Here is a 17,799-nt window from a genome sequence, read left to right as displayed (position 1 = left end):
GAACCCATCCAGAAGAGAGGAAAGCCGTGTTCAAGCCCCGCGTCCCGACCAACCTGATGCCCACCGGAGACGTGATCCCCTACGTCACCCCGACCGCCATCACCCAGCCCGGCCAGCCGCACGCCCCGGCGGACTGCTCCTGTCGGCACAGCACCCCGCCCCCGGCGCCGGTGTCGGCCCGGCCCACGGTGCAGCTCACGCCCGGCGCCCTGATCGCCGTGGTCGTCGGCGGCACCACCGTCGTCCTGATCGTCGGCGTCGTCCTGGTCTCGCTGCTGCTCGCCATCGCCCTCACGGGCGTCTCGCTGACCATCTGCGCCCTGGTCATCCGCTCCCTGGTCAACGGCCAGGCCAAGCAGCGCTAACGGCCCCCGGAGCGGCCTCAACCGCCAAGTCTCGTCCGCTCCGGGCGCCTTCCACCTTCCTGATCCAACGGACCCGAAAGGGAGATCTCCATCATGCCGCACGGCATCCCCGCCCACGCCCGCCTCTGCCCCAACTGCGACGGCTTCCCCGTCGTCGCCATCGCCACCGGTACCCGCCGCCGCGACGGCTCCCGCGCCCTGCTGCGCGTCACCTGCCGCGTCTGCCAGGGCACCGGCATCCGCACGGCCCGTCGGCGGGAGGCATCCCGTGTCTGACCTCACCCCCACCCCCGAGTCCCCCGGTCTGCACGTCGCCAAGCCCTCCCCGTACGCCCCCGCCACCGGCTCCTACGTCTGCGGCGGCTGCGACGCTGCGGCCACCGCCCACGGCGACACCGCCGTACAGGACCTGGTACAGGACTACACCGCCCAGCACGGCCCCGCCCACACCAGGGAGGGCCACTGATGACCGACGCCGCCACTCTGGCGGGCCTCACCCCGGCCACCCTCACCGACGTGTTGAGGGTGGCTGGGGCCCCGGGCTTCGACCGCTGGCAAGACCAGATCCGCCGTACCGGCGGCTGCGCCGACCCGATCCGCCTCACCGGCGCCACCAAGACCATCGACCCGGCCACCAAGACCGTCCTGCACGCCTACACCACCGACCATGAACCCGGCGGCGTGCTCCGGATCGCGTGCGGCAACCGGCGCGCCTCCCGCTGCCCGGCCTGCGCCTGGACCTACGCGGGCGACACCTACCACCTGATCCGCGCCGGACTGGTCGGCGACCCCGCCAAGGGCACACCGCACACCGTGCGCGATCACCCCCGCGTCTTCGCCACCCTCACCGCCCCGTCCTTCGGCCCCGTCCACAACCGACCCGGCCCCCGCCCCTGCCGCTGCGGCCAACGGCACGCCGACGACGACCCGGCACTCGGTACGCCGCTCGATGCATCCACGTACGACTACGCGGGCGCCGTGCTCTGGAACAACCACGCGAGCGACCTGTGGCGCTACTTCACGATCTACCTCCGCCGCGAAATCGCCCACCGTGCCGGGCTCACCCAGAAAGCCGCCCGCGAGGCCTCCCGCCTGTCCTTCGGCAAGGTCGCGGAGTACCAGAAGCGCGGGGCCGTCCACTTCCACGCCGTGATCCGCTTCGACGGACCCGAAGGACCCGACACCTCGCCCCCGACCTGGGCCAGCGTCAGCCTGCTCACTGACGCCATCCGCGCCGCCGCTGCCCGCGTGAGCGTCGACGTACCCGCCGCCGACAACGTACCCGCCCGTAACTTGCACTGGGGCACCCAGCTCGACGTCCGGCCCATCAAGGCATTCGGAGACGGCTCACAGATCACCGAACAGGCCGTCGCCTCCTACGTTGCCAAGTACGCCACCAAGGCGGCGGAAACCACGGGCACCGTCGACCGCCGGGTCGGCAACAAGGAAGCCCTCGTCCTGCTCGGCGTGCCCGACCACCCCCGTCGGCTGATCGAAGCCTGCCTTGATCTCCACGCGGCCTACCCGGACCGGAAGTTACGCGACTGGGCCCACATGCTCGGCTTCCGGGGCCACTTCAGCTCGAAGTCCCGCCGCTACTCCACCACCCTCGGAGCCCTCCGGCAGGTCCGCGCCGACTACCGCGCCAACCAACAGCGCGAAGCCCTCGGCCTGCCCGACCCCGACGAACACCCTGAAGCCACTACCCTCACCCTCGCCCACTGGACCTACGCCGGACACGGCCACACCCCCGGCGAATCCTGGCTCGCCGCCAACATCCACCGCGACCTACACGCCAACCGCGAAACCGCCCGCGAAGAGCTACACGCCCAGCCCGCCCCCGACGTCTGGGAGGTGGGCTCATGAGTCACCCCCTCCCGACCCGGTACCTGACCCCGGTCGATGTCGCTGATCTGCTCGGCATCCCGGTGGAGACCATCTACCAGTGGCGCCGCAAGCGCATCGGCCCCCGGGGCTTCCGCGTCGGCCGCCACCTCCGCTTCGACCCCGAAGACATACGCACCTGGGTCGAGTCGCAGATGGCAGGTGCTGCCTGATGGCCGGACACATCCAAGACCGCTGGTACAAGGTCGAAACGACCTCCGACGGCCGAACCCGGAAGGTCAAGTCCGAGCGCTATGGCACCGGTCTGCGGTACCGCGCCCGGTACGTCGGCCCTGACGGCACTGAGCAGTCCAAGAGCTTCCCGGACCGTGAGAAGGGCCGTGCCGAGAAGTGGCTGACGCGGATCAAGGCCGACATGGACGCGGGCCTGCTCATCGACCCGAAAGCCGGTCAGATCACGTTCCGGGAGTACGCCGCGAAGTGGCTAAAGGGGTTAACGACGGACCTGGGCAGTCAGGAGGTCGTGGATCGGCGCATCCGGCTGCACGCGGTGCCCTACCTGGGGACGCGCCCCATGGGCTCGTTCAAGCCCGAGCACATGCGCACCTGGTTGAACGCGCTGAAGTCGGCCCTGCCGAACGCGACCTACCGCCGGGCCATCTACGACTCGGTGTCGTCGCTGTTCAACGCCGCCATTGACGACGGAGTGATCAGGGCGAACCCCTGCCACGCCCAGTCGGTCAAGGCTCCGGAGCCCGAGCCCCGGCTGATCCACCCTTGGCCCGAGGAACGGGTCTTCGCTGTCCGCGCGGGGCTGCCCGACCGGTACGCGGCCACCGTGGACGCGGGCGGCGGCTGCGGGCTGCGCCAGGGAGAGGTGTTCGGCCTCGCTGCGGACAACGTCGACTTCGACGCAGGCTGGGTGCACGTCCGCCAACAGGTCAAGCGCGTCGGCGGCACGCTGGTCTTCGCGCCGCCCAAGCGGGGCAAGCTCCGGGACGCTCCGCTCAGTCCGGTCGTGGCGTCGGGCCTGCACGACCACATGGACCAGTTCCCGCCGGTGGAGGTCACCTTGCCGTGGAAGACGCCGGACGGGCCGCCGGTGACGCACAAGCTCATCTTCACCAGTGCTTCGGGCAAGGCCATCTGGCGCAGCTACTTCGACGACTACGTCTGGAAGCCCGCTCTGGCCTCCGCTGGCGTCATCCCGCCCAAGCGCTCCGGTGAGCGCTACGCGGCGGCCCCGGACGACGGCATGCACGCCTTGCGGCACTTCTACGCCTCCGTGCTCCTGGACGCGGGCGAGAGCATCAAGGCGCTGAGCGTCTACCTCGGGCACTCGGACCCCGGATTCACGCTGCGGATCTACACGCACCTGATGCCGAGCAGCGAGGCGCGGACGCGGACGGCGATCTCCGCCGTGTTCGTACGGAAGCCTGCTCTGGTCATCGCCCCGGCGGCCTGACGGCCCCCAGACGGCCCACGGCCCGGCTCCGGCCCCTGGTTAGCGGTTCCCCCGCTGGTCAGGGGCCGTTGGCATGATCGGGCTCGGCAAAAACACCCCATCTTGCCGTACAGCCACCCCCCGGAAGAAACCAGTATCACGAGGACCCCGTGACCTGGCCCTTCCACGCCCACCTGCGTAGTTGATCTGTCACCGACCGTGGCCGCGGCCCGCCGCCGGGCGCCCCCCGCGCCCCGCTCACCCCACTCACTCCTCGGAACTCACTCCTCGGACGACGCCGCCTCCGCGGGCTCCGCCGGGGCCGCCGGGTCCTTCTTCCTGCGCAGGAGGAACACCGCGCCGCCGCCCACCACGACCAGCACGACCGCGATGGTGGCTATCAGCGGTGTCGCGTTCGACCCGCCGGTCTCCGCGAGGTCGCCGCCGCCGCTCGTACCGCCCGCCGACGCGGGGCTCGGGTTCGACGCGGGCTGCGCCTTGCCGTCGACGGCGACCGCGCTGCCCTCGGTCCGGCAGTCGAGCACTCCCTTGAACCGCTTCTCGAACCCGCCCGGCCCCATGATCGTGAAGTCGTAGGGCTGGTCCTCCTGCAGCGGTATCGTCACCGTCCGCCGCTCACCGGCCTTGATGGTGTGCTTGAACTTCATCAGGCTGAAGGTGAACGCCGCGTCCCCCTTGTTGCTCGCCGTGATGTCCACGCCGTTCTTGGCGCAGTTCTTCTCCGCGGACAGTGCGGGTATCGCGCCCTTCTCCGCCCAGTGCGCCGTCGCCGCGGCGGACACCGTGGACTCACTGGAGCCCGCGAGTATCTGCGTCTGGCTGCGGGTCTCGGAGGTGAAGGCCCGCCCGACCGGCACGGTCGTCGCCGCCTGCACCTCCAGGGCGGCCGTGCCGTCCGGCGTGCCCTTCGGCACGTCGAAGAACAGCCGGCTGCCGTCACGGGCCGTCTTGACCTTCTTGCCGTCCTTGCCGACGACCTTCACCCCGCTCGCCGAGTCCGCGGGCGGCGTGACGGTCACGCTCTCCGCGTCGGTCCGCACGGTCACCGGGCCCAGTCGCTTCCCGGCGTTCCCGGAGACGGCCGCGGGCTCCAGCGTCAACGACGCCTTCGGCTCGGGGCTGTTGCGCGCGCTGCGCTCCAGGTAGTCCGCGAGCTTCTCGGCCCGGGGATCGGCGGCCTCGACCTTGATCCTGCGCGGCTTCGCCGCTTCCCTCGCCGCGCCGGGCTCGCTCGGCTTGTCCGACGTGCGGGACTTCCACTTGCCCAGATTCTCCGAGTACCGCCAGATCGCCACCTGGGTGCCGGCCGCCGCCGACTTCTCGGTGAGCGTGCCCGCGCCCGACTGCCGCGCGAGCTGGGCGAGGTTGTTCACCCGGGGGTAGGAGTGCTGCAGGATCCAACGGATCTTGCCCGCGTGCGCGTTGCCGTTCAGGGACGTGCCGCTCCAGGGGGTCTCCTGGTACTTCGCGTCCTTCTGCGTGGGGTTGTGCAGGTCGATGCAGTACGTCTGCAGCGTGCCGCCGTTGTCCACGGACATCTCGAAGAGGCCCGCGGGGATTCTCTGGCTCTCGCCGTCCTCACGGACGACCGCCTGGCCGTACGTCTTCAGGCCGCTGAGGGTCGCGCTCGCCCCGCCCCGGTGCTGCGGGGCGTCCACCGCGGCGGCCGCGGTCGCGCCGACCGTCGCACCGGCCACGACAAGCCCCGACGCCACCGTCGCGGCGGCGATGCGGGCCGCGCCACGGCCGCGCACGGGCGATATCGCGAACGCCTTGAGTGCCCGACACCCTGACCACGCAGAAAACACAGAAATCCCCTCCGGGCGGGACCCAATTCACATGGGGGGACTGGCCCCGCCAGCAGATTCAACCGAGCAGACTCACCTGCCGACCGCCCCGCTCAGGCCTCAACCGCCTTACGGAGCCACGCCCGGCATCCTAAGGAAGCGACGCATCGCCGTTCCCAGTAGCGCCGTCAGGCAACCGATCCGAATCGGAATTGTTATCGACAACGCCCTTCTGAGCTGGGCATATCGACAAATCCATGGTTCCGCTTAGGGGATCGGGCCGTGTCCGGCCGTGCGGTGCGGGTCATCCGACGGGGGCCGGGTCCCGCTCCGACTCGACATCCTTGGCGCCTTCCGCCGCCGACTCCGGCTCACCGCCCGGCCCCGTCTCCCACTTGGTCCGTGTCTGCGCCCCCGGCCCCATCCGGGCCCGTGCTTCCTGCCGGGCCTTGGCGTGCGCCCGGTCCCTGGCACCGGGCTGGGTGGGGAACTCGAACTCCGGCTCATCCTCCGTCCCGGGCACGGCACTTCGCTCCTGCACCGCGGAGTCCACCGCCCTGCGCGTGCGCCGGAACGCGGACGTCCCGCGGGCGAGGTCGTGTCCGATGGACTGGGCGTCGATGTCCACCGACCGGAAGTGCTGCCCGCCCCGCTCCTCGTCCCGCACCCTCAACCTGCCCTGCACGATGACCGGTTCGCCGATCCCGAGCGAGCCCTGCACATTGACGCCGAGCGTCCGCCAGGCCCACACCGTGAAGAAGTTGGTGTGCCCGTCCGCCCACGCGTTGCGCGAGCGGTCGAAGTGCCGTGCCGTGACCGCGATCCGAAAGCGTGTCACCGGTCCGGACGGCAGCTCCCTGAACACCGGCGTCGTCGCCACGTTCCCCACCACCGTCACCACCGTGTCGTTCATGCCGACCCCTCCCTACGTCCACACACGTGCGGGCCCGTCCCGCACGCCCACGTCTGAGTCCGCGACCGCTCACCTTCCGCCTTCGCGCTGCCGCGTCGGCGGTCGGTGGGCTGCCGCGATCTCAGATTGCACCGGCCGGGCCGAGCCCGCTGAGCCCTGTGTCCTACTGGCCGGTTGTGGACAACTCCGTCACCCGACGGAGCCCTTCCGCTTCCCCGCACCCTGGGCCCACGCCCCTGACCCACGCCCGGACCCACGCCCGGGACCCACGTCCAGGGCCCACGCCCGAGGCCCGCACCTCGCCCCCCAGCCCTCGCCCCCCAGCCCTCACCCCCGCCGCGCCACCCGCACGTACTGCTCCCGAACCTCCCGGTACCGCAGCAATTCCGCCGCCACCGGATCAAGCACCCGTGCCCGCCCGCACCCCGCGGCCGCCTCCCGCAGCCGTCGCTCGGCCTCGAAGCCGTACCGCCGGGCAGGCCCGCGCGCCGCCATCCCGCTGGCCCACTCCACGCACGGCCCGCCGACGATGCCGAGGGCCATCAGGAGCACCGGCACGCCCAGGTTGGGCTGCGCGACCCCGACGATCTGCCCCACCAGCCACAGCCCGCCGACGACTTGAAGCAGCGTCATGGCCGCCTGCGCGAGGACCGCCGCCGGCCACCAGCCGGGCCGCGGCGGCCGCGCGTCCGGCAGGGCCGCCCGCAGTGCCAACTCGTCGAGCGCCTCGGGCAGGCCCTGGGCCCCGCGTGCGGCCGCCTCCCGCACGGCCTGCCCCCAGGGCGTGGGCAGCCCGGTGGCCGCCTCGTCGGCGACGGCCCGCACGGCGTGCTCCACGCGCGCGCGTGCCGTCGCCTCCTCGTCCGCGGGCGGCGCCACGACGTGCCTGCCCGTGCTGTGCGGGAAGCGCTGCGCCTCGTACCAGCGCCACAGCCGCAGCCACGGCGAGGAGCACGCCCGGCCCGCGTGCCTGCGCCAGGCCCGCTCGGCGGCCTGGCCCGCCGCCGCCGCGCCGACGGCTTCCCCGAGCCGATCGGAGAACTCCTCGCGCGCCTCCTCGCTGAGCCCGATCGCGCCCCGCGCGGACGCCGACCCCGCCCCGGCGGCGTACACCGGCCGCAGATGCGCCGCCGCCGCGTCCAGGTCCGCCTCGATGCGCCGTGCCGCCGCTCCCCGCTCGCGGGTGAACTGGCCGAGGGCCTCCCGCAGATCGCCGACGCCCTCACCGGTGAGGGCGGACAGCGCGAGCACCGTGGCGCCCGGTTCGCCGTGCTCGCCGAGGGCGATGCCGTCCTCGTCGAGGAGACGCCGCAGATCGTCGAGCACCTGGTCGGCGGCGTCTCCGGGGAGCCGGTCCACCTGGTTGAGCACGACGAACATGACCTCGGCGTGCCCGGCGAGGGGCCGCAGATAGCGCTCGTGGAGCATCGCGTCCGCGTACTTCTCGGGGTCGACGACCCAGATGACCGCGTCGACGAGCCCGAGGATCCGGTCGACGTGCTCGCGGTGGTCCCCCGCGGCCGAGTCGTGGTCGGGCAGGTCGACGAGGACGAGGCCCTGGAGGGTCTGCGCGTCGGCCCCCGGGAGCGGCCGTCGGCGCAGCCTCCCGGGGATGCCGAGCCGGTCGAGGAGCCCCGCGGCTCCGTCCGTCCAGCTGCACCCGATGGGCGCGGCCGTGGTCGGTCTGCGTACGCCCGTCTCCGAGATCATCACGCCCGCCAGGGCGTTGAAGAGGGTCGACTTGCCGCTGCCCGTGGCGCCCGCGAGGGCGACGACGGTGTGCCGGTCGGACAGCCGCCGCCGCGCCGCGGCCTCGTCGAGCACGCGCCCGGCCTCGGCGAGCGTGGCGCCGTCGAGCCGTGTACGGGACAGCCCGATCAGCTCGCGCAGCGCGTCCAGACGCCCCCGCAGGGGCCCTTCGTAGACGACGGTCGTGTCCTGCGCGGGGGCGCTGTTCTCGTACGGAGTGCGGGTGTCGTACGCGGTGGAGTCCCCGTACGAGGACGGCCTCTCCGTAGCGGCGGCCGACGGCGAACCGGTGGCCACCGATCCGGCGAGCACCTCGGCCACGGTTCTGGAGTCCCCGTTCGCCGGGGACGCGCCGGGCACCACGCGCCGCGCGATGAGCCCGTCGTCCCAGACGCCGTCGGCCTCGCGCGCGTGGTTGCCGTTTTCCTCGTCCTGACCGGCGTGCTCGGCGAGCCCCGCGCCCGGGGCGCTCTCAGCCTGCTCAGCGCTCTCGGCCCTCCCAGCGCCCTGGGCACCGTCAACGCCGCCTGCCGTGGCATCCGTGCTGTCCGCGCTGTCCGCGCGTTCCAAATCGCCGGTGTGGTCGGTGTGGCCCGTGACGGCGGTCACCGCGGTCACCTCTCCTTCTGCAGTACGGACAGTGCGGCGATGAGTTCGGCCTGGGGCTCCGGGTTGACGTCGAGTGCGTCGAGGGGGGCCAGGCGCCGCTCGCGCTCCGCGCCGAGGACCTTGTCCAGGTAGTCGGTGAGCAGGCGGCCGCCGCGGTCGCGCAGGCGCAGCGCCCCGTGGGCGCCGATGCGCTCGGCCAGGGTCTCTCCGGCGGTGCGTGCCCGGCGCCCGCCGAGCAGGGCGGTGGCGAGCAGCGCGGCGACGACGTCGGCGTCGGGCAGGGTGCTCTTGTCGGCGCGGTCGAGGGCGCGAACCTCCTCCTCGGCGTACTCCTCGAGTTCGCGCCGCCAGCGCCGTACGGCCATGCCGATGCGGTGTTCGGGGCTGTCGCCATCTTCGTAGGGGGCTCTTTCGTACCGTCCGCCGCTGCGGACGAGCGCGGGGGCCTGGGCGGCGGGTTCGCGCCGCCACGCGTCGTCGATGTGTTCGTCGGCGGCGGTGACCGCGCACAGCAGGAGCGCTTCGAGGCTCTCGGCGATGGCGTCCAGGAGCTCTCCGGGGCCGCAGTCGAGCGGGTAGGCGCGCCAGCGCTTCAGGGCGTCCCCGGCGAGCGCGGCACCTGCCTGGAGGCGGGCGCGTACGCGCGCGTGCTCGCTTTCGTAGGCCTCGTCGACGGCGGAAGTGAGGCGCAGGGCGGCGGCGTACTGGGCGGCGACGGCACCGGCGAGCTCGGGCATGCGGGAGTTCAGCGAACCGAGCACTCCGTAGGCGGTGCGTTCGATGGCTTGTCTACGGGAGGCGGGTTCCTGGGCGCGGTGGGCGAGCCAGGTGCGCAGGGGTTCCACGGCGGTGGCGGGGAGGAGTCCGCCGCCGCCCGCGGACTCGGGCAGTTCGGGGACGGTGAAGCGGGGTACGTCGCCGAGGCCGGCCTTGGCGAGGAGGGCGCCGTACTGCCGTGACACCTCGCCGACGACCTGGTGGGGCACGCGGTCGAGGACGGTGACGAGGGTGGCGTCCTGCTCCTTGGCGGTACGCAGCAGGTGCCAGGGCACGGCGTCGGCGTACCGGGAGGCGGTCGTGACCATGACCCACACGTCGGCCGCGCAGATCAGCTCGGCGGCGAGCACGCGGTTGTCGGCGACGAGGGAGTCGATGTCGGGGGCGTCGAGGAGGGCGAGGCCGCAGGGCAGCGTGTCGGCGGTCTCGACGCGCAGCACACGCTCGTTCTCGCCGCCCGGCCCCCTGCCCGCCCCGTCGTCGCCCGCGCCGCCCTGGCGGGGCGCCCACGCGCGCGTGAGGTGCGGCAGGACGCGCATTCCCGCGAACCAGTCCTTGTCCTCCGGGTGGCACACCAGGACGGGTGTGCGGGTCGTGGGCCGCAGGACGCCCGCCTCGCTGACCTGACGGCCCACCAGAGAGTTCACGAGGGTGGACTTGCCGGCGCCGGTGGAGCCGCCGACAACGGCCAGCAAGGGTGCTTCGGGGGCCCGTAGCCGGGGCACCAGATAGTCGTCGAGCTGTGCGAGAAGCTCGTCCCGGTTGGCCCGCGCGCGTGGCGCCCCCGCGAGGGGGAGCGGAAAGCGTGCGGCGGCGACACGCTCACGCAGGGCGGAGAGTGCGTCAAGCAGTTGAGGCCGTACGTCCAAGGTCACCACATGCGAAGAATGCCCAATTTTGACGCCTTTCTGAAGCATATGGGCACCCCTGCGCGCCGATCGGACACCCGCGACGGAAGGGACGACTGGGGCGCAGGCATAACGAGTGCACAACACCCGGGGCGACAGACGCCAAAAGCGATGCGAGATTCGCACCTGCCTGCGATTATCAGGACCGCTTCACCGAACCTCCACATCGCGTGGCGGAGGTGAAGCACCAGGGACAAGCCACCAGGAGCCCTATCCTTGTCCCCGGTCCATGGTCCACGGCCCCCGGCAAGGCCACGGACCACCCCACACCGGGCTCCAGGCCACCGGCCACCACCCGGCCCCCGTAGCTCAGTGGATAGAGCAGGTGCCTTCTAAGCACTTGGCCGCAGGTTCGAGTCCTGCCGGGGGCGCTCATCTGCGTCATGGTTCGGCCCTCCCACCGGGAGGGCCTTTTTGCTGGTCAGGGCGCTATCCACCCAACGCAAAACAGCCCCGGCCCCTCCCCCGGTGATCGCGGGGAGAGTCCGGGGCTGTCCGGCTGTCACCGGGTTTCTGCGGGTGGCTGCGGTGAATACGCGGAGAAGTTCTCCAGCGGCTCAGCCCTCCTCCGGCAGCTCGGGGAGGTCGCCCTGCGCCTCCATCCGCCGTTTGAGGTCGGGGATCTGCCCGTCGATGCAGCCCGCGTAGAAGGCGAGCAGGACCGCGACGCTGTTGCCCGCCCAGTAGGCGACCTGTGCGGGCGGCATGCCGTCATTGAGCCACTTGGTCAGGCGGGTGTGCCGGATGTCGTAGATGCGCTTCCCCATCAGGGACTGGTATTCGCGCTCTGTCAGCTCCGCCTTGCGAGCGCTTCCCCACGCCCGGCGGGTCACCGAGCCGGCGAGGATGCCGCCCTTCTCGCCTTGGAACATCCGGTCCCCCGGCTTCAGGTTCTCCTCTCTGATGTGGTCCCGGAGGATCTTCGTCAGCGGTGGCGGGCCAGGGACGGTGCGGGTGTCGTCCTCGGCGCGCCCCTTCAGCCCGCGCTCTTCGTGGATCTCGCCGTCGTCGGTCCAGTTCCGTCCGACTTCCGGTTCCGCGGTGTGGAACAGAACGTCGCACCACTGGTCTTCGGCATCTTCTGGTGGCAGTTGGACGTCGTCCACGTACATCGCCACTGCCTCTTCCGGGCGGGGCCCGGTGTAGTAGATCGTGGCGAAGTACGCGTGCAGCCGCCGGCCGCCGCGGGGGCGCCGCCGGATTCGGGCCAGGATGCGCGCCATCCGGTGCGGATGAATCAGGGACCGCCTGTCCACGGCGTTGGATGTCTTGGGTGTGGCCCCTCGCCCTTTCGGCAGGGGGTTCGCGCGCAGGATCTTGTGCTTGATGGCGTATTCCATGGCCACGTTCAGGATCCGCCGATTGCGCTTGATGGAGCTGGCCGCGGCCCGCTTGCCGTCCAGCTTCGTTTCCACGGCACGGAGAACCTCGTCCACCTTGGCGGGGTCCTCCCATGCCGCCATGGTCAGGGAGTTGCGCTCCGCCCACTTCAGGATCGTGGTCACCTCGGGTGGGGCTTCCTCCCGCCGCTTCGTGTTGAACGCGAACTCCCGCAGCGCGGTGCGCACATCGACCGGCTTGAAGCTGGTTGGCGGCGTGCGCAGGAGGGCGATCGTGGTCGACATCAGGGCCTTGGCCATGGTCTTGCGGCTGTTGCCCGCGATCCGGTCCCACTGCGCGTCCGTGAACTGGACGGCGAAGTCGTACCAGTTCACCGTGCTCGCCCCGGATTGGTGCGAGACCGGGCGCCCCGTGGCGAGGCTGAAGGGCTCGCCACGGGTCGTGGCAGCGACCAGTTGGGAGCGAAAGGCGTCCGCGAGCGCCTTCGTGGCGAGCGGCGCTCGCCACTCCTTGCCGTCCAACTCCCAGCGGACGGTGTGGGTGGTCTTGCGTCTGCCCTTGTAGACCGAGGTCTTCCAGATCTTGACGTTGAAGGTCGTGTCTTCCATCAGGCGGCGTCCTCCCGACCGTCGAGCCAGTGCTCGTAGTCGCTGCGCCGGACACGGATGTCGCCATTGGGCAGCTTGATGCAGCGCGGGGCGCGCCCCTTCGCGCGCCAGTCGTAGAAGGTGGAGCGCGAGATCTTCAGGTCCTCGCAGATCTCCGCGAGCGTGAGCTTGTCGTCTCGCGGTCGGTACGCGGCGGTCGTCACCGCGTGCTCCTCTCATCCGTAAGCGGGGCGCCACAGAAACCACGAAATACACAGAAACCCGGAATCTGCCCTCTGAGCTGGGGTGATGCTGCCGGGTGGGTGCTTCCACAGAAATCGCGGAAGGTTCCACAGAAATAGAGGCCCGGGGCACCGTGGCCGGTGCCGAGGTATTTCTGTGGCTCCTCGGACGATTTCTGTGGCAGCGCTCCGGCGGCCCCTGATCTGACTGTTCGTGCTGGTCAGGGGCCTACCGGGGCGATTTCTGTGATTCTGTGGTTTCTGTGGCCGGGCCTTAGGGGGTGGGGGTGGCCAGGCGGGGGTGGACTGCGTACCGCGGGGAGGGCGGCCGCCCGCGACCGCCGGCGCGGGTCACGGGCTGAGCGCGTACGTAGCCGTGGTCCTCCAGCAGGCTCAGCACCGGGTCCAGATCGGCCGCCGTGGGGAACTCGGAGCGGGAGAGCTTGACCATCAGGTCGCGCTTGCTGACCTCGCTCCACCGGTGGGCGCGCAGTGCCTCCAGGACGCTGCGGGCACGTTCGGTGGTGGGGTCTGCGCCCATGGCGTCGAACGCGGCCAGAGCGTGGCTGGCGAAGTACTCCGCCAGGGCGATGGCGTTGCACATCGGTGTCTCGCCGACGGGCAGCGTGTGACCCTGTTGGAGGTGTGTGGCCAGGTGCAGCAGGGCCGCGATCCTCGCGGTCGTCCCGGCAAGCTTCCCTGCCCAGTCCTGGATGTGTCCGAGCTCGCCGCCGCGGGCCGCCAGCCGGGGCTCGATGCGCTCCTGAAAGCTCTTCAGTACCTCTACCGCCTCCGGGGCGAGCTGGATGACGGCGGGGTCGGTCCAGTCCGCGAGGAACAGCGTCAGGTCGATGACGTTGCGCTGGTAGGTCGCCTTGACCGGCTCGGGGATGGGGTCAGGGTCGACGCTGCGCTGCCCGACCAGGGACTCGGGCAGCGAGTACAGGAAGCGTCCGAGCAGGCCGCGGCCGCGGGCGACATCGTTGCGGCCGATGGCCTCCAGGACTTGAGGCTGGACGCAGACGCCCATCGTCAGCGCGGGGTGCTCGATGTATTCCTTGCGGGTCTGCCGGTTGACCTTCTGCCGGTCGCCCGCGTGGCCTTTGAGGAAGATGCCGAGGTTGGGTGAGCCGCTGCTGTAGCGGCCAGCCATGATGTCGAAGATCTCGCCTTCGGCGGACATGACGCTGATGCGTTCGCCCTGCTCGGCCAGGAGCGTGGTCACGGTCTCCGCGGTCGCATCGTCCGCCAAGAGCTGCGGCACGGCGGGCACGGTAACGCTCTCAGCCGTCTGCGCCAGCCCAAGGGCGTTTGCAACCAGGGCCTCGCGCTCCTCCGCCTTGGCGCAGGCAGCTTTGGTGGTGGCCTTGTCGGCCGCTTCCTTGGCCAGCCTGGCCGTCAGCTCCGCTTCGATGATGGCCGGGCCTGCCAGCTCCTTCAGCCGCTTCTCGGCATCGAACAACGGGTCGGAGAGCAGGGTGAAGACGGCCGACTTGCGGTTGGCCGGCGGCAGCGCGACGGCAACATAAAGGTTGGTCGGCTCGCGCCAGTTGCCACGAACCTGCACCACCGCGCGGCCGCCCGCAGCAGTGGCCAGGACAGACAGTGCCAGGCAACCGGCGAGGTCGGGCGGGGTCTGGGTCTCCTCCGCGACCGCGGCCACGAACTCCGCGAGCCAGTCCGGGAGCGCGTCCAGGGGGAACGCGGTCAGCTTGCGCGACCTGGAGAGGGGAATGGGGTCTTCCCATGCTTCCGGCGGGGTGTCATCGAGGAGGCTCGGCAGATCGGCCCACAGTTCAACGCTGTCGACAGGCTGTGCGGTCACGCGGCTGTCCTCCCTTCCGGGACGAGTCCTGCTCGTTGTTCGAGCGAGGGTCGGAACGAAGAGCTGAAAGGACGCCCTGGCGGGCGGCCCTTTCTCGGTCGCACGTGCCGTCCGGACCTACCGGGCTGTTGGCGGTGTTGGCCGGGGGCGGGGGACGGGTCACTGTGGCCTCCCTGCGCTGGCCAGGCCGTTCGTGACAGCGCGGCGTGCGTAGCGCTCGGGGACGCCGACGGAGACGGCCGCGTCGATGATCTGGCGGCCGATGATGTCCAGGCCGCAGGGCCCGGGGCATCCGGTGTGTCGGGAGGCGAGGAACTGGGTCACCCCGAACGCGCTGGATCCGGCACCGGACTTGTGGTGGCTGCGGATCTTGGCCAGGCCCCGTGCCAGGCCGGTGCGGACGTAGGTCTCGGTGTGCCGGCAACCGCTGGCCACGGTGCGGTCCCATGCCGCGCGCGCTGAGACAGAAGAGACCACCTCCTCGGGCGAGGGGGTGGTCTCTTCTTCTACGAGGGCGCGCACCTGAGACGGCAGCGTGGCCATGTGGCCGGTGCCGGGGCCGAGCCAGCGGGCGTAGGCGGCGCGGGACTTGAGGTCGATGCCGGGGCGGACCGCGTTGGCCGATCGCATGGAGCCCAGGTAGATCCAGTGTTCGCCGCGGGTGGTCGCCACGGTGCGGGTGGGTGGCAGGTGCTCGCGTGCCCAGGTGACCGCGTCCGGGTCGTCCAGGTCCACGACGGTCAGTCGGGCCCCGCCTGGGTGGTAGGCGACGGCGGTGGCCTGCTGCCAGCTCGTCGCCCAGGTGCCGGAGGTGAGGACGGCGTGGTCGGTGGTGGCCGCGGCCCAGCCGTGGCAGGGGGCGGGGCACCGGCAGGCGCCTTGCGTCTTCATGTGCGGTCGCCCGCCGCAGGCCCCTCCCGCGCAGGTGGGGCAGTTGCCAAAGGGCAGCTTCCCGGCCCGCAGCGGCAGGACCGGCACGCCGGATGCCGCGAGGCTCAGGGCGGTGTGCAGAAGCTCGTTCATGCCGCCGCACCCTCCGACATGTGCGGCCTGGCCGCGCGGGTGCCCAAGAGCATCCCGTAGGCGTGGTGGGCCTGTTGGGGCACGACGCCGTTGCCGATGATGCGGAGCTGTTCCTTGCGGGGGATGCCGGGCACTGTGGTGACCCAGCCGGCCGGGAGGCCCATCATCCACTCGGCGAACGCCGGCGAGAGTCGACGGTTCCCGCGGGTTCCGGGCTCGGTCGGGCAGGGTGCGGCCTGTCCGGTGACGTGCTCCCAGCGGCGGATCGCGGGCGCGTAGTCGACGCCGTCGGTGGAGATCCACGAACCGCTGTAGGGCAGACGATTGACGACGAACTCGTTGAGCGGGCGGGCGTTGCGTTCCAGGAGGTTGGAGGCGCCGGACTTCCAGTCCCTCGCTGCCGGTGTGGGCAGCAGGATCACGGTCCCGTCGGCGGTTCCGGCAGGCGCGTGACCGCGGTTCGTAGGTTCATCCCGCCCCTGCGTTTCGGGCTGGTGCCGGGTCCGCCAGTGCCGTCCGAGACGGTCGGGGTCGGCATCAGCGGGATAGGCGAGGCAGAGCCAGCGGTCACGTTCGTGCGGGGCCCCGATTTCGGGGTCACCAGCTCGTAGGCATGTCCACCGCGCGTCATACCCGTGCGCGGCCAGGTCCGCGGCGACGACGTCCAGCCCCCGCGAGCGGAGCGCCGCCACGTTTTCCAGGAATACGAGACGCGGTCGAAGGTGGCCCACAGCCTCAGCGACGTTTTTCCAGACCTTCGACCACTGGCCATTGATCCCGTCCCTTCGTCCGGCGTTGGAGATGTTGCGGCAGGGGAAACCGGCGCTGATCACGTCCGGCCGGTACAGATCCCGCACCCGCTGCCAGTCGGCGGTGGTGACGTCCCCGATGTTCGGGATGCCGGGGTGGCGGTGGGTGTGGACGGTGGCGGCGTAGGGGTCGTTCTCCGCGCAGGCGACGATGTGGCCGCCGATGTGGGCGCGCACGGCGGCCTCCAGGCCGCCGTAGCCAGCGCACAGGGCCAGGATGCGGGGAGGCGAGCCGGGGGCTCGCGGGATGTCGGTGGGTTGGGTCATGCTGGAGACCTCCACAGGTCAGTTCGTGGCAGGTGGACAAGGGCGGCCCCGGATTCATTGGCGTGAGACGGGGGCCGCCCTTGGCGCAGCTAGAACGGGGCCTTGACCGTGCCCTCCGAGCCCGCCGGGGTGTCCACGGCGGCCCACGGGCCGGAGTCATCCGCAGCGGCGGAGTTCTTGCCTCGCGCCTGGGTGGTGACGGAGGTGAAGCGCAGGCTGGCGCCGATGTCGTCGATCTCCAGCGCGAGCATCGAGCGGTTCTCGCCCTCGGGGGTCTGCCAGTTGTGCTGCCGGATGCGACCGGAAGCCACGACGTGCTGGCCCTTGGTCAGGGAATCGGCGACGTGTTCGGCGAGCTTGCGCCAGGCAGCGCAGCGGAAGAACGTGGTGGTGCCGTCCTTCCACTGGTTGGTGGCCTTGTCGAAGGTGCGCGGGGTGGAGGCGACGGTGAACTTCACCAGGGCCGCCCCGCTCGGGGTGAACTTCAGCTCGGGGTCGGCGGTCAGGTTGCCGATGACGGTGATCGGGGTTTCTCCGAACGACATGCGGTGCTCCTTCAGCGGTGGTCGGCGGTGTCGGTGGTGCGGATGACGGCGAAGGCGTCGCCGATCGCGTCGTAGTGGACGTGGACCGGGCCGGACGCCTCCGCGCGGGCCTCGCTGACGCGGTGCACGGCCAGGAGTTCGGCGCGGGGGTTACCGGCGGAGTAGGCGTCCAGACAGATGGGGTCGTGTCCGGTGCAGTAGCGGCAGGCCATGGGGTTGCCTCCGGCGGATTCAGCCGTGGAAGTGGCTGCGTTTGATGACGGCCTTGCGGATGTTGACCGTGCTCCCGCCCTCCGCGACCGCGCGGGCCGCGGGGGCGCGCAGGATGAGGAGGAAGAGGAGGACGAGCCACAGCCCGGCGCCGGAGGTGAATCCGGCGGCGGCGCTGAGGGCCTGGCCGGTGCCGTAGCCGACGCCGGCGGACAGCGCGCCCCCGCCGATGCCGCCGCCGATGAGGCGCTGCGCGACCGGGTCGAGCAGCGGCAGCGGAGACAGGTCGCGCGGCTCGGACGCGAGGACGGGCGGCGGGGCGAGGTCCTTGGGCATGGGGACCATGCGGCCGTAGGCGTCCGGCACCCACACCACCGGCTGACGCTCCATGCCCGATGGCGCGGGCACCAGCGGCGCGGTGTACGGGTCAACAGCCGTGATCGGGATGGGGTGATGGACTTCGAGGGCCGCGGGCCGCTCGGGGTAGGTCATGTGGTGCTCCCTTCCGGCCTGACCGAGCCTCCACACACCC

Annotated in this window: 18 protein-coding genes and 1 tRNA gene; 7 read left to right on the top strand and 12 right to left on the bottom strand. The window is 71.4% G+C overall.

Annotated features, from left to right (window positions below):
* Positions 1-26 precede the first annotated feature (26 nt).
* The 6 genes from ACZ6AA_RS17975 (at position 27) to ACZ6AA_RS17950 (ending at position 3,675) form a co-directional block, all read left to right on the top strand.
* Positions 27-365, top strand: a complete 339-nt coding sequence (locus ACZ6AA_RS17975) for a SpdD-like protein (RefSeq protein WP_471458844.1) — start codon at positions 27-29, stop codon at positions 363-365.
* Positions 366-458: 93 nt separating this feature from the next.
* Positions 459-641, top strand: a complete 183-nt coding sequence (locus ACZ6AA_RS17970) for a hypothetical protein (protein ID WP_471458842.1) — start codon at positions 459-461, stop codon at positions 639-641.
* On the top strand, positions 634-831 hold the full coding sequence (locus ACZ6AA_RS17965) for a hypothetical protein (RefSeq protein WP_471458840.1): 198 nt from the start codon (positions 634-636) through the stop codon (positions 829-831). Before ACZ6AA_RS17970 ends, ACZ6AA_RS17965 begins: the two co-directional genes overlap by 8 nt.
* Positions 831-2,231 carry a replication initiator protein RepSA gene (gene repSA, locus ACZ6AA_RS17960; RefSeq protein WP_471458838.1) on the top strand — a complete coding sequence of 467 codons (1,401 nt, stop codon included), beginning with the start codon at positions 831-833 and terminating at the stop codon, positions 2,229-2,231. The genes ACZ6AA_RS17965 and repSA overlap by 1 nt, the downstream gene beginning before the upstream one ends.
* Positions 2,228-2,422 carry a helix-turn-helix domain-containing protein gene (locus ACZ6AA_RS17955; protein ID WP_471458836.1) on the top strand — a complete coding sequence of 65 codons (195 nt, stop codon included), beginning with the start codon at positions 2,228-2,230 and terminating at the stop codon, positions 2,420-2,422. Before repSA ends, ACZ6AA_RS17955 begins: the two co-directional genes overlap by 4 nt.
* Positions 2,422-3,675 carry a tyrosine-type recombinase/integrase gene (locus ACZ6AA_RS17950; RefSeq protein WP_471458834.1) on the top strand — a complete coding sequence of 418 codons (1,254 nt, stop codon included), beginning with the start codon at positions 2,422-2,424 and terminating at the stop codon, positions 3,673-3,675. Before ACZ6AA_RS17955 ends, ACZ6AA_RS17950 begins: the two co-directional genes overlap by 1 nt.
* A gap of 260 nt (positions 3,676-3,935) precedes the next feature.
* Here the strand turns inward: ACZ6AA_RS17950 and ACZ6AA_RS17945 are convergent, their stop codons facing one another.
* The 4 genes from ACZ6AA_RS17945 to ACZ6AA_RS17930 all read right to left on the bottom strand — a co-directional run bounded on the left by ACZ6AA_RS17945 (position 3,936) and on the right by ACZ6AA_RS17930 (position 10,388).
* Positions 3,936-5,438 carry an LAETG motif-containing sortase-dependent surface protein gene (locus ACZ6AA_RS17945; RefSeq protein ID WP_471458978.1) on the bottom strand — a complete coding sequence of 501 codons (1,503 nt, stop codon included), beginning with the start codon at positions 5,436-5,438 and terminating at the stop codon, positions 3,936-3,938.
* Positions 5,439-5,766: 328 nt separating this feature from the next.
* On the bottom strand, positions 5,767-6,375 hold the full coding sequence (locus tag ACZ6AA_RS17940; protein WP_471458832.1) for a single-stranded DNA-binding protein: 609 nt from the start codon (positions 6,373-6,375) through the stop codon (positions 5,767-5,769).
* Positions 6,376-6,702: 327 nt separating this feature from the next.
* A complete protein-coding gene (locus ACZ6AA_RS17935; protein WP_471458830.1) occupies positions 6,703-8,733 on the bottom strand; it encodes a YfjP family GTPase in 2,031 nt (676 codons plus the stop codon).
* A gap of 5 nt (positions 8,734-8,738) precedes the next feature.
* Positions 8,739-10,388: a dynamin family protein gene (locus ACZ6AA_RS17930; RefSeq protein ID WP_468449792.1), complete on the bottom strand. Its 1,650-nt coding sequence runs from the start codon at positions 10,386-10,388 to the stop codon at positions 8,739-8,741.
* A 328-nt stretch (positions 10,389-10,716) separates the two neighbouring features.
* Here ACZ6AA_RS17930 and ACZ6AA_RS17925 point away from each other — a divergent pair.
* Positions 10,717-10,789: transfer RNA gene (locus ACZ6AA_RS17925), tRNA-Arg, on the top strand.
* Between the two features lie 186 nt (positions 10,790-10,975).
* Here ACZ6AA_RS17925 and ACZ6AA_RS17920 read toward each other — a convergent pair.
* The 8 genes from ACZ6AA_RS17920 to ACZ6AA_RS17885 all read right to left on the bottom strand — a co-directional run bounded on the left by ACZ6AA_RS17920 (position 10,976) and on the right by ACZ6AA_RS17885 (position 17,759).
* Positions 10,976-12,367, bottom strand: a complete 1,392-nt coding sequence (locus ACZ6AA_RS17920; protein ID WP_471458828.1) for a tyrosine-type recombinase/integrase — start codon at positions 12,365-12,367, stop codon at positions 10,976-10,978.
* Complete coding sequence (locus ACZ6AA_RS17915; protein WP_471458826.1) at positions 12,367-12,570, bottom strand: helix-turn-helix transcriptional regulator; 204 nt, start codon at positions 12,568-12,570, stop codon at positions 12,367-12,369. The genes ACZ6AA_RS17920 and ACZ6AA_RS17915 overlap by 1 nt, the downstream gene beginning before the upstream one ends.
* Before the next feature lie 292 nt (positions 12,571-12,862).
* Complete coding sequence (locus ACZ6AA_RS17910) at positions 12,863-14,413, bottom strand: YfjI family protein (RefSeq protein ID WP_471458824.1); 1,551 nt, start codon at positions 14,411-14,413, stop codon at positions 12,863-12,865.
* Between the two features lie 159 nt (positions 14,414-14,572).
* Positions 14,573-15,436, bottom strand: coding sequence for a bifunctional DNA primase/polymerase (locus ACZ6AA_RS17905; protein ID WP_471458822.1), 864 nt, complete (start codon positions 15,434-15,436; stop codon positions 14,573-14,575).
* Entirely contained in the window at positions 15,433-16,512 is a 1,080-nt protein-coding gene (locus ACZ6AA_RS17900; protein ID WP_471458820.1) for a DNA cytosine methyltransferase, read from the bottom strand. Before ACZ6AA_RS17900 ends, ACZ6AA_RS17905 begins: the two co-directional genes overlap by 4 nt.
* 89 nt (positions 16,513-16,601) lie before the next feature.
* Positions 16,602-17,057, bottom strand: a complete 456-nt coding sequence (ssb, locus tag ACZ6AA_RS17895) for a single-stranded DNA-binding protein (protein ID WP_471458819.1) — start codon at positions 17,055-17,057, stop codon at positions 16,602-16,604.
* Positions 17,058-17,068: 11 nt separating this feature from the next.
* Entirely contained in the window at positions 17,069-17,269 is a 201-nt protein-coding gene (locus ACZ6AA_RS17890; protein ID WP_471458817.1) for a hypothetical protein, read from the bottom strand.
* A 19-nt stretch (positions 17,270-17,288) separates the two neighbouring features.
* Positions 17,289-17,759: a hypothetical protein gene (locus tag ACZ6AA_RS17885; protein WP_471458815.1), complete on the bottom strand. Its 471-nt coding sequence runs from the start codon at positions 17,757-17,759 to the stop codon at positions 17,289-17,291.
* Between the last annotated feature and the right edge of the window lie 40 nt (positions 17,760-17,799).

Source organism: Streptomyces sp. NPDC040610, assembly GCF_055594065.1.
The sequence above is the reverse complement of the archived record's forward strand: the minus strand, read 5'-3'. Positions and strand labels throughout refer to the sequence as shown.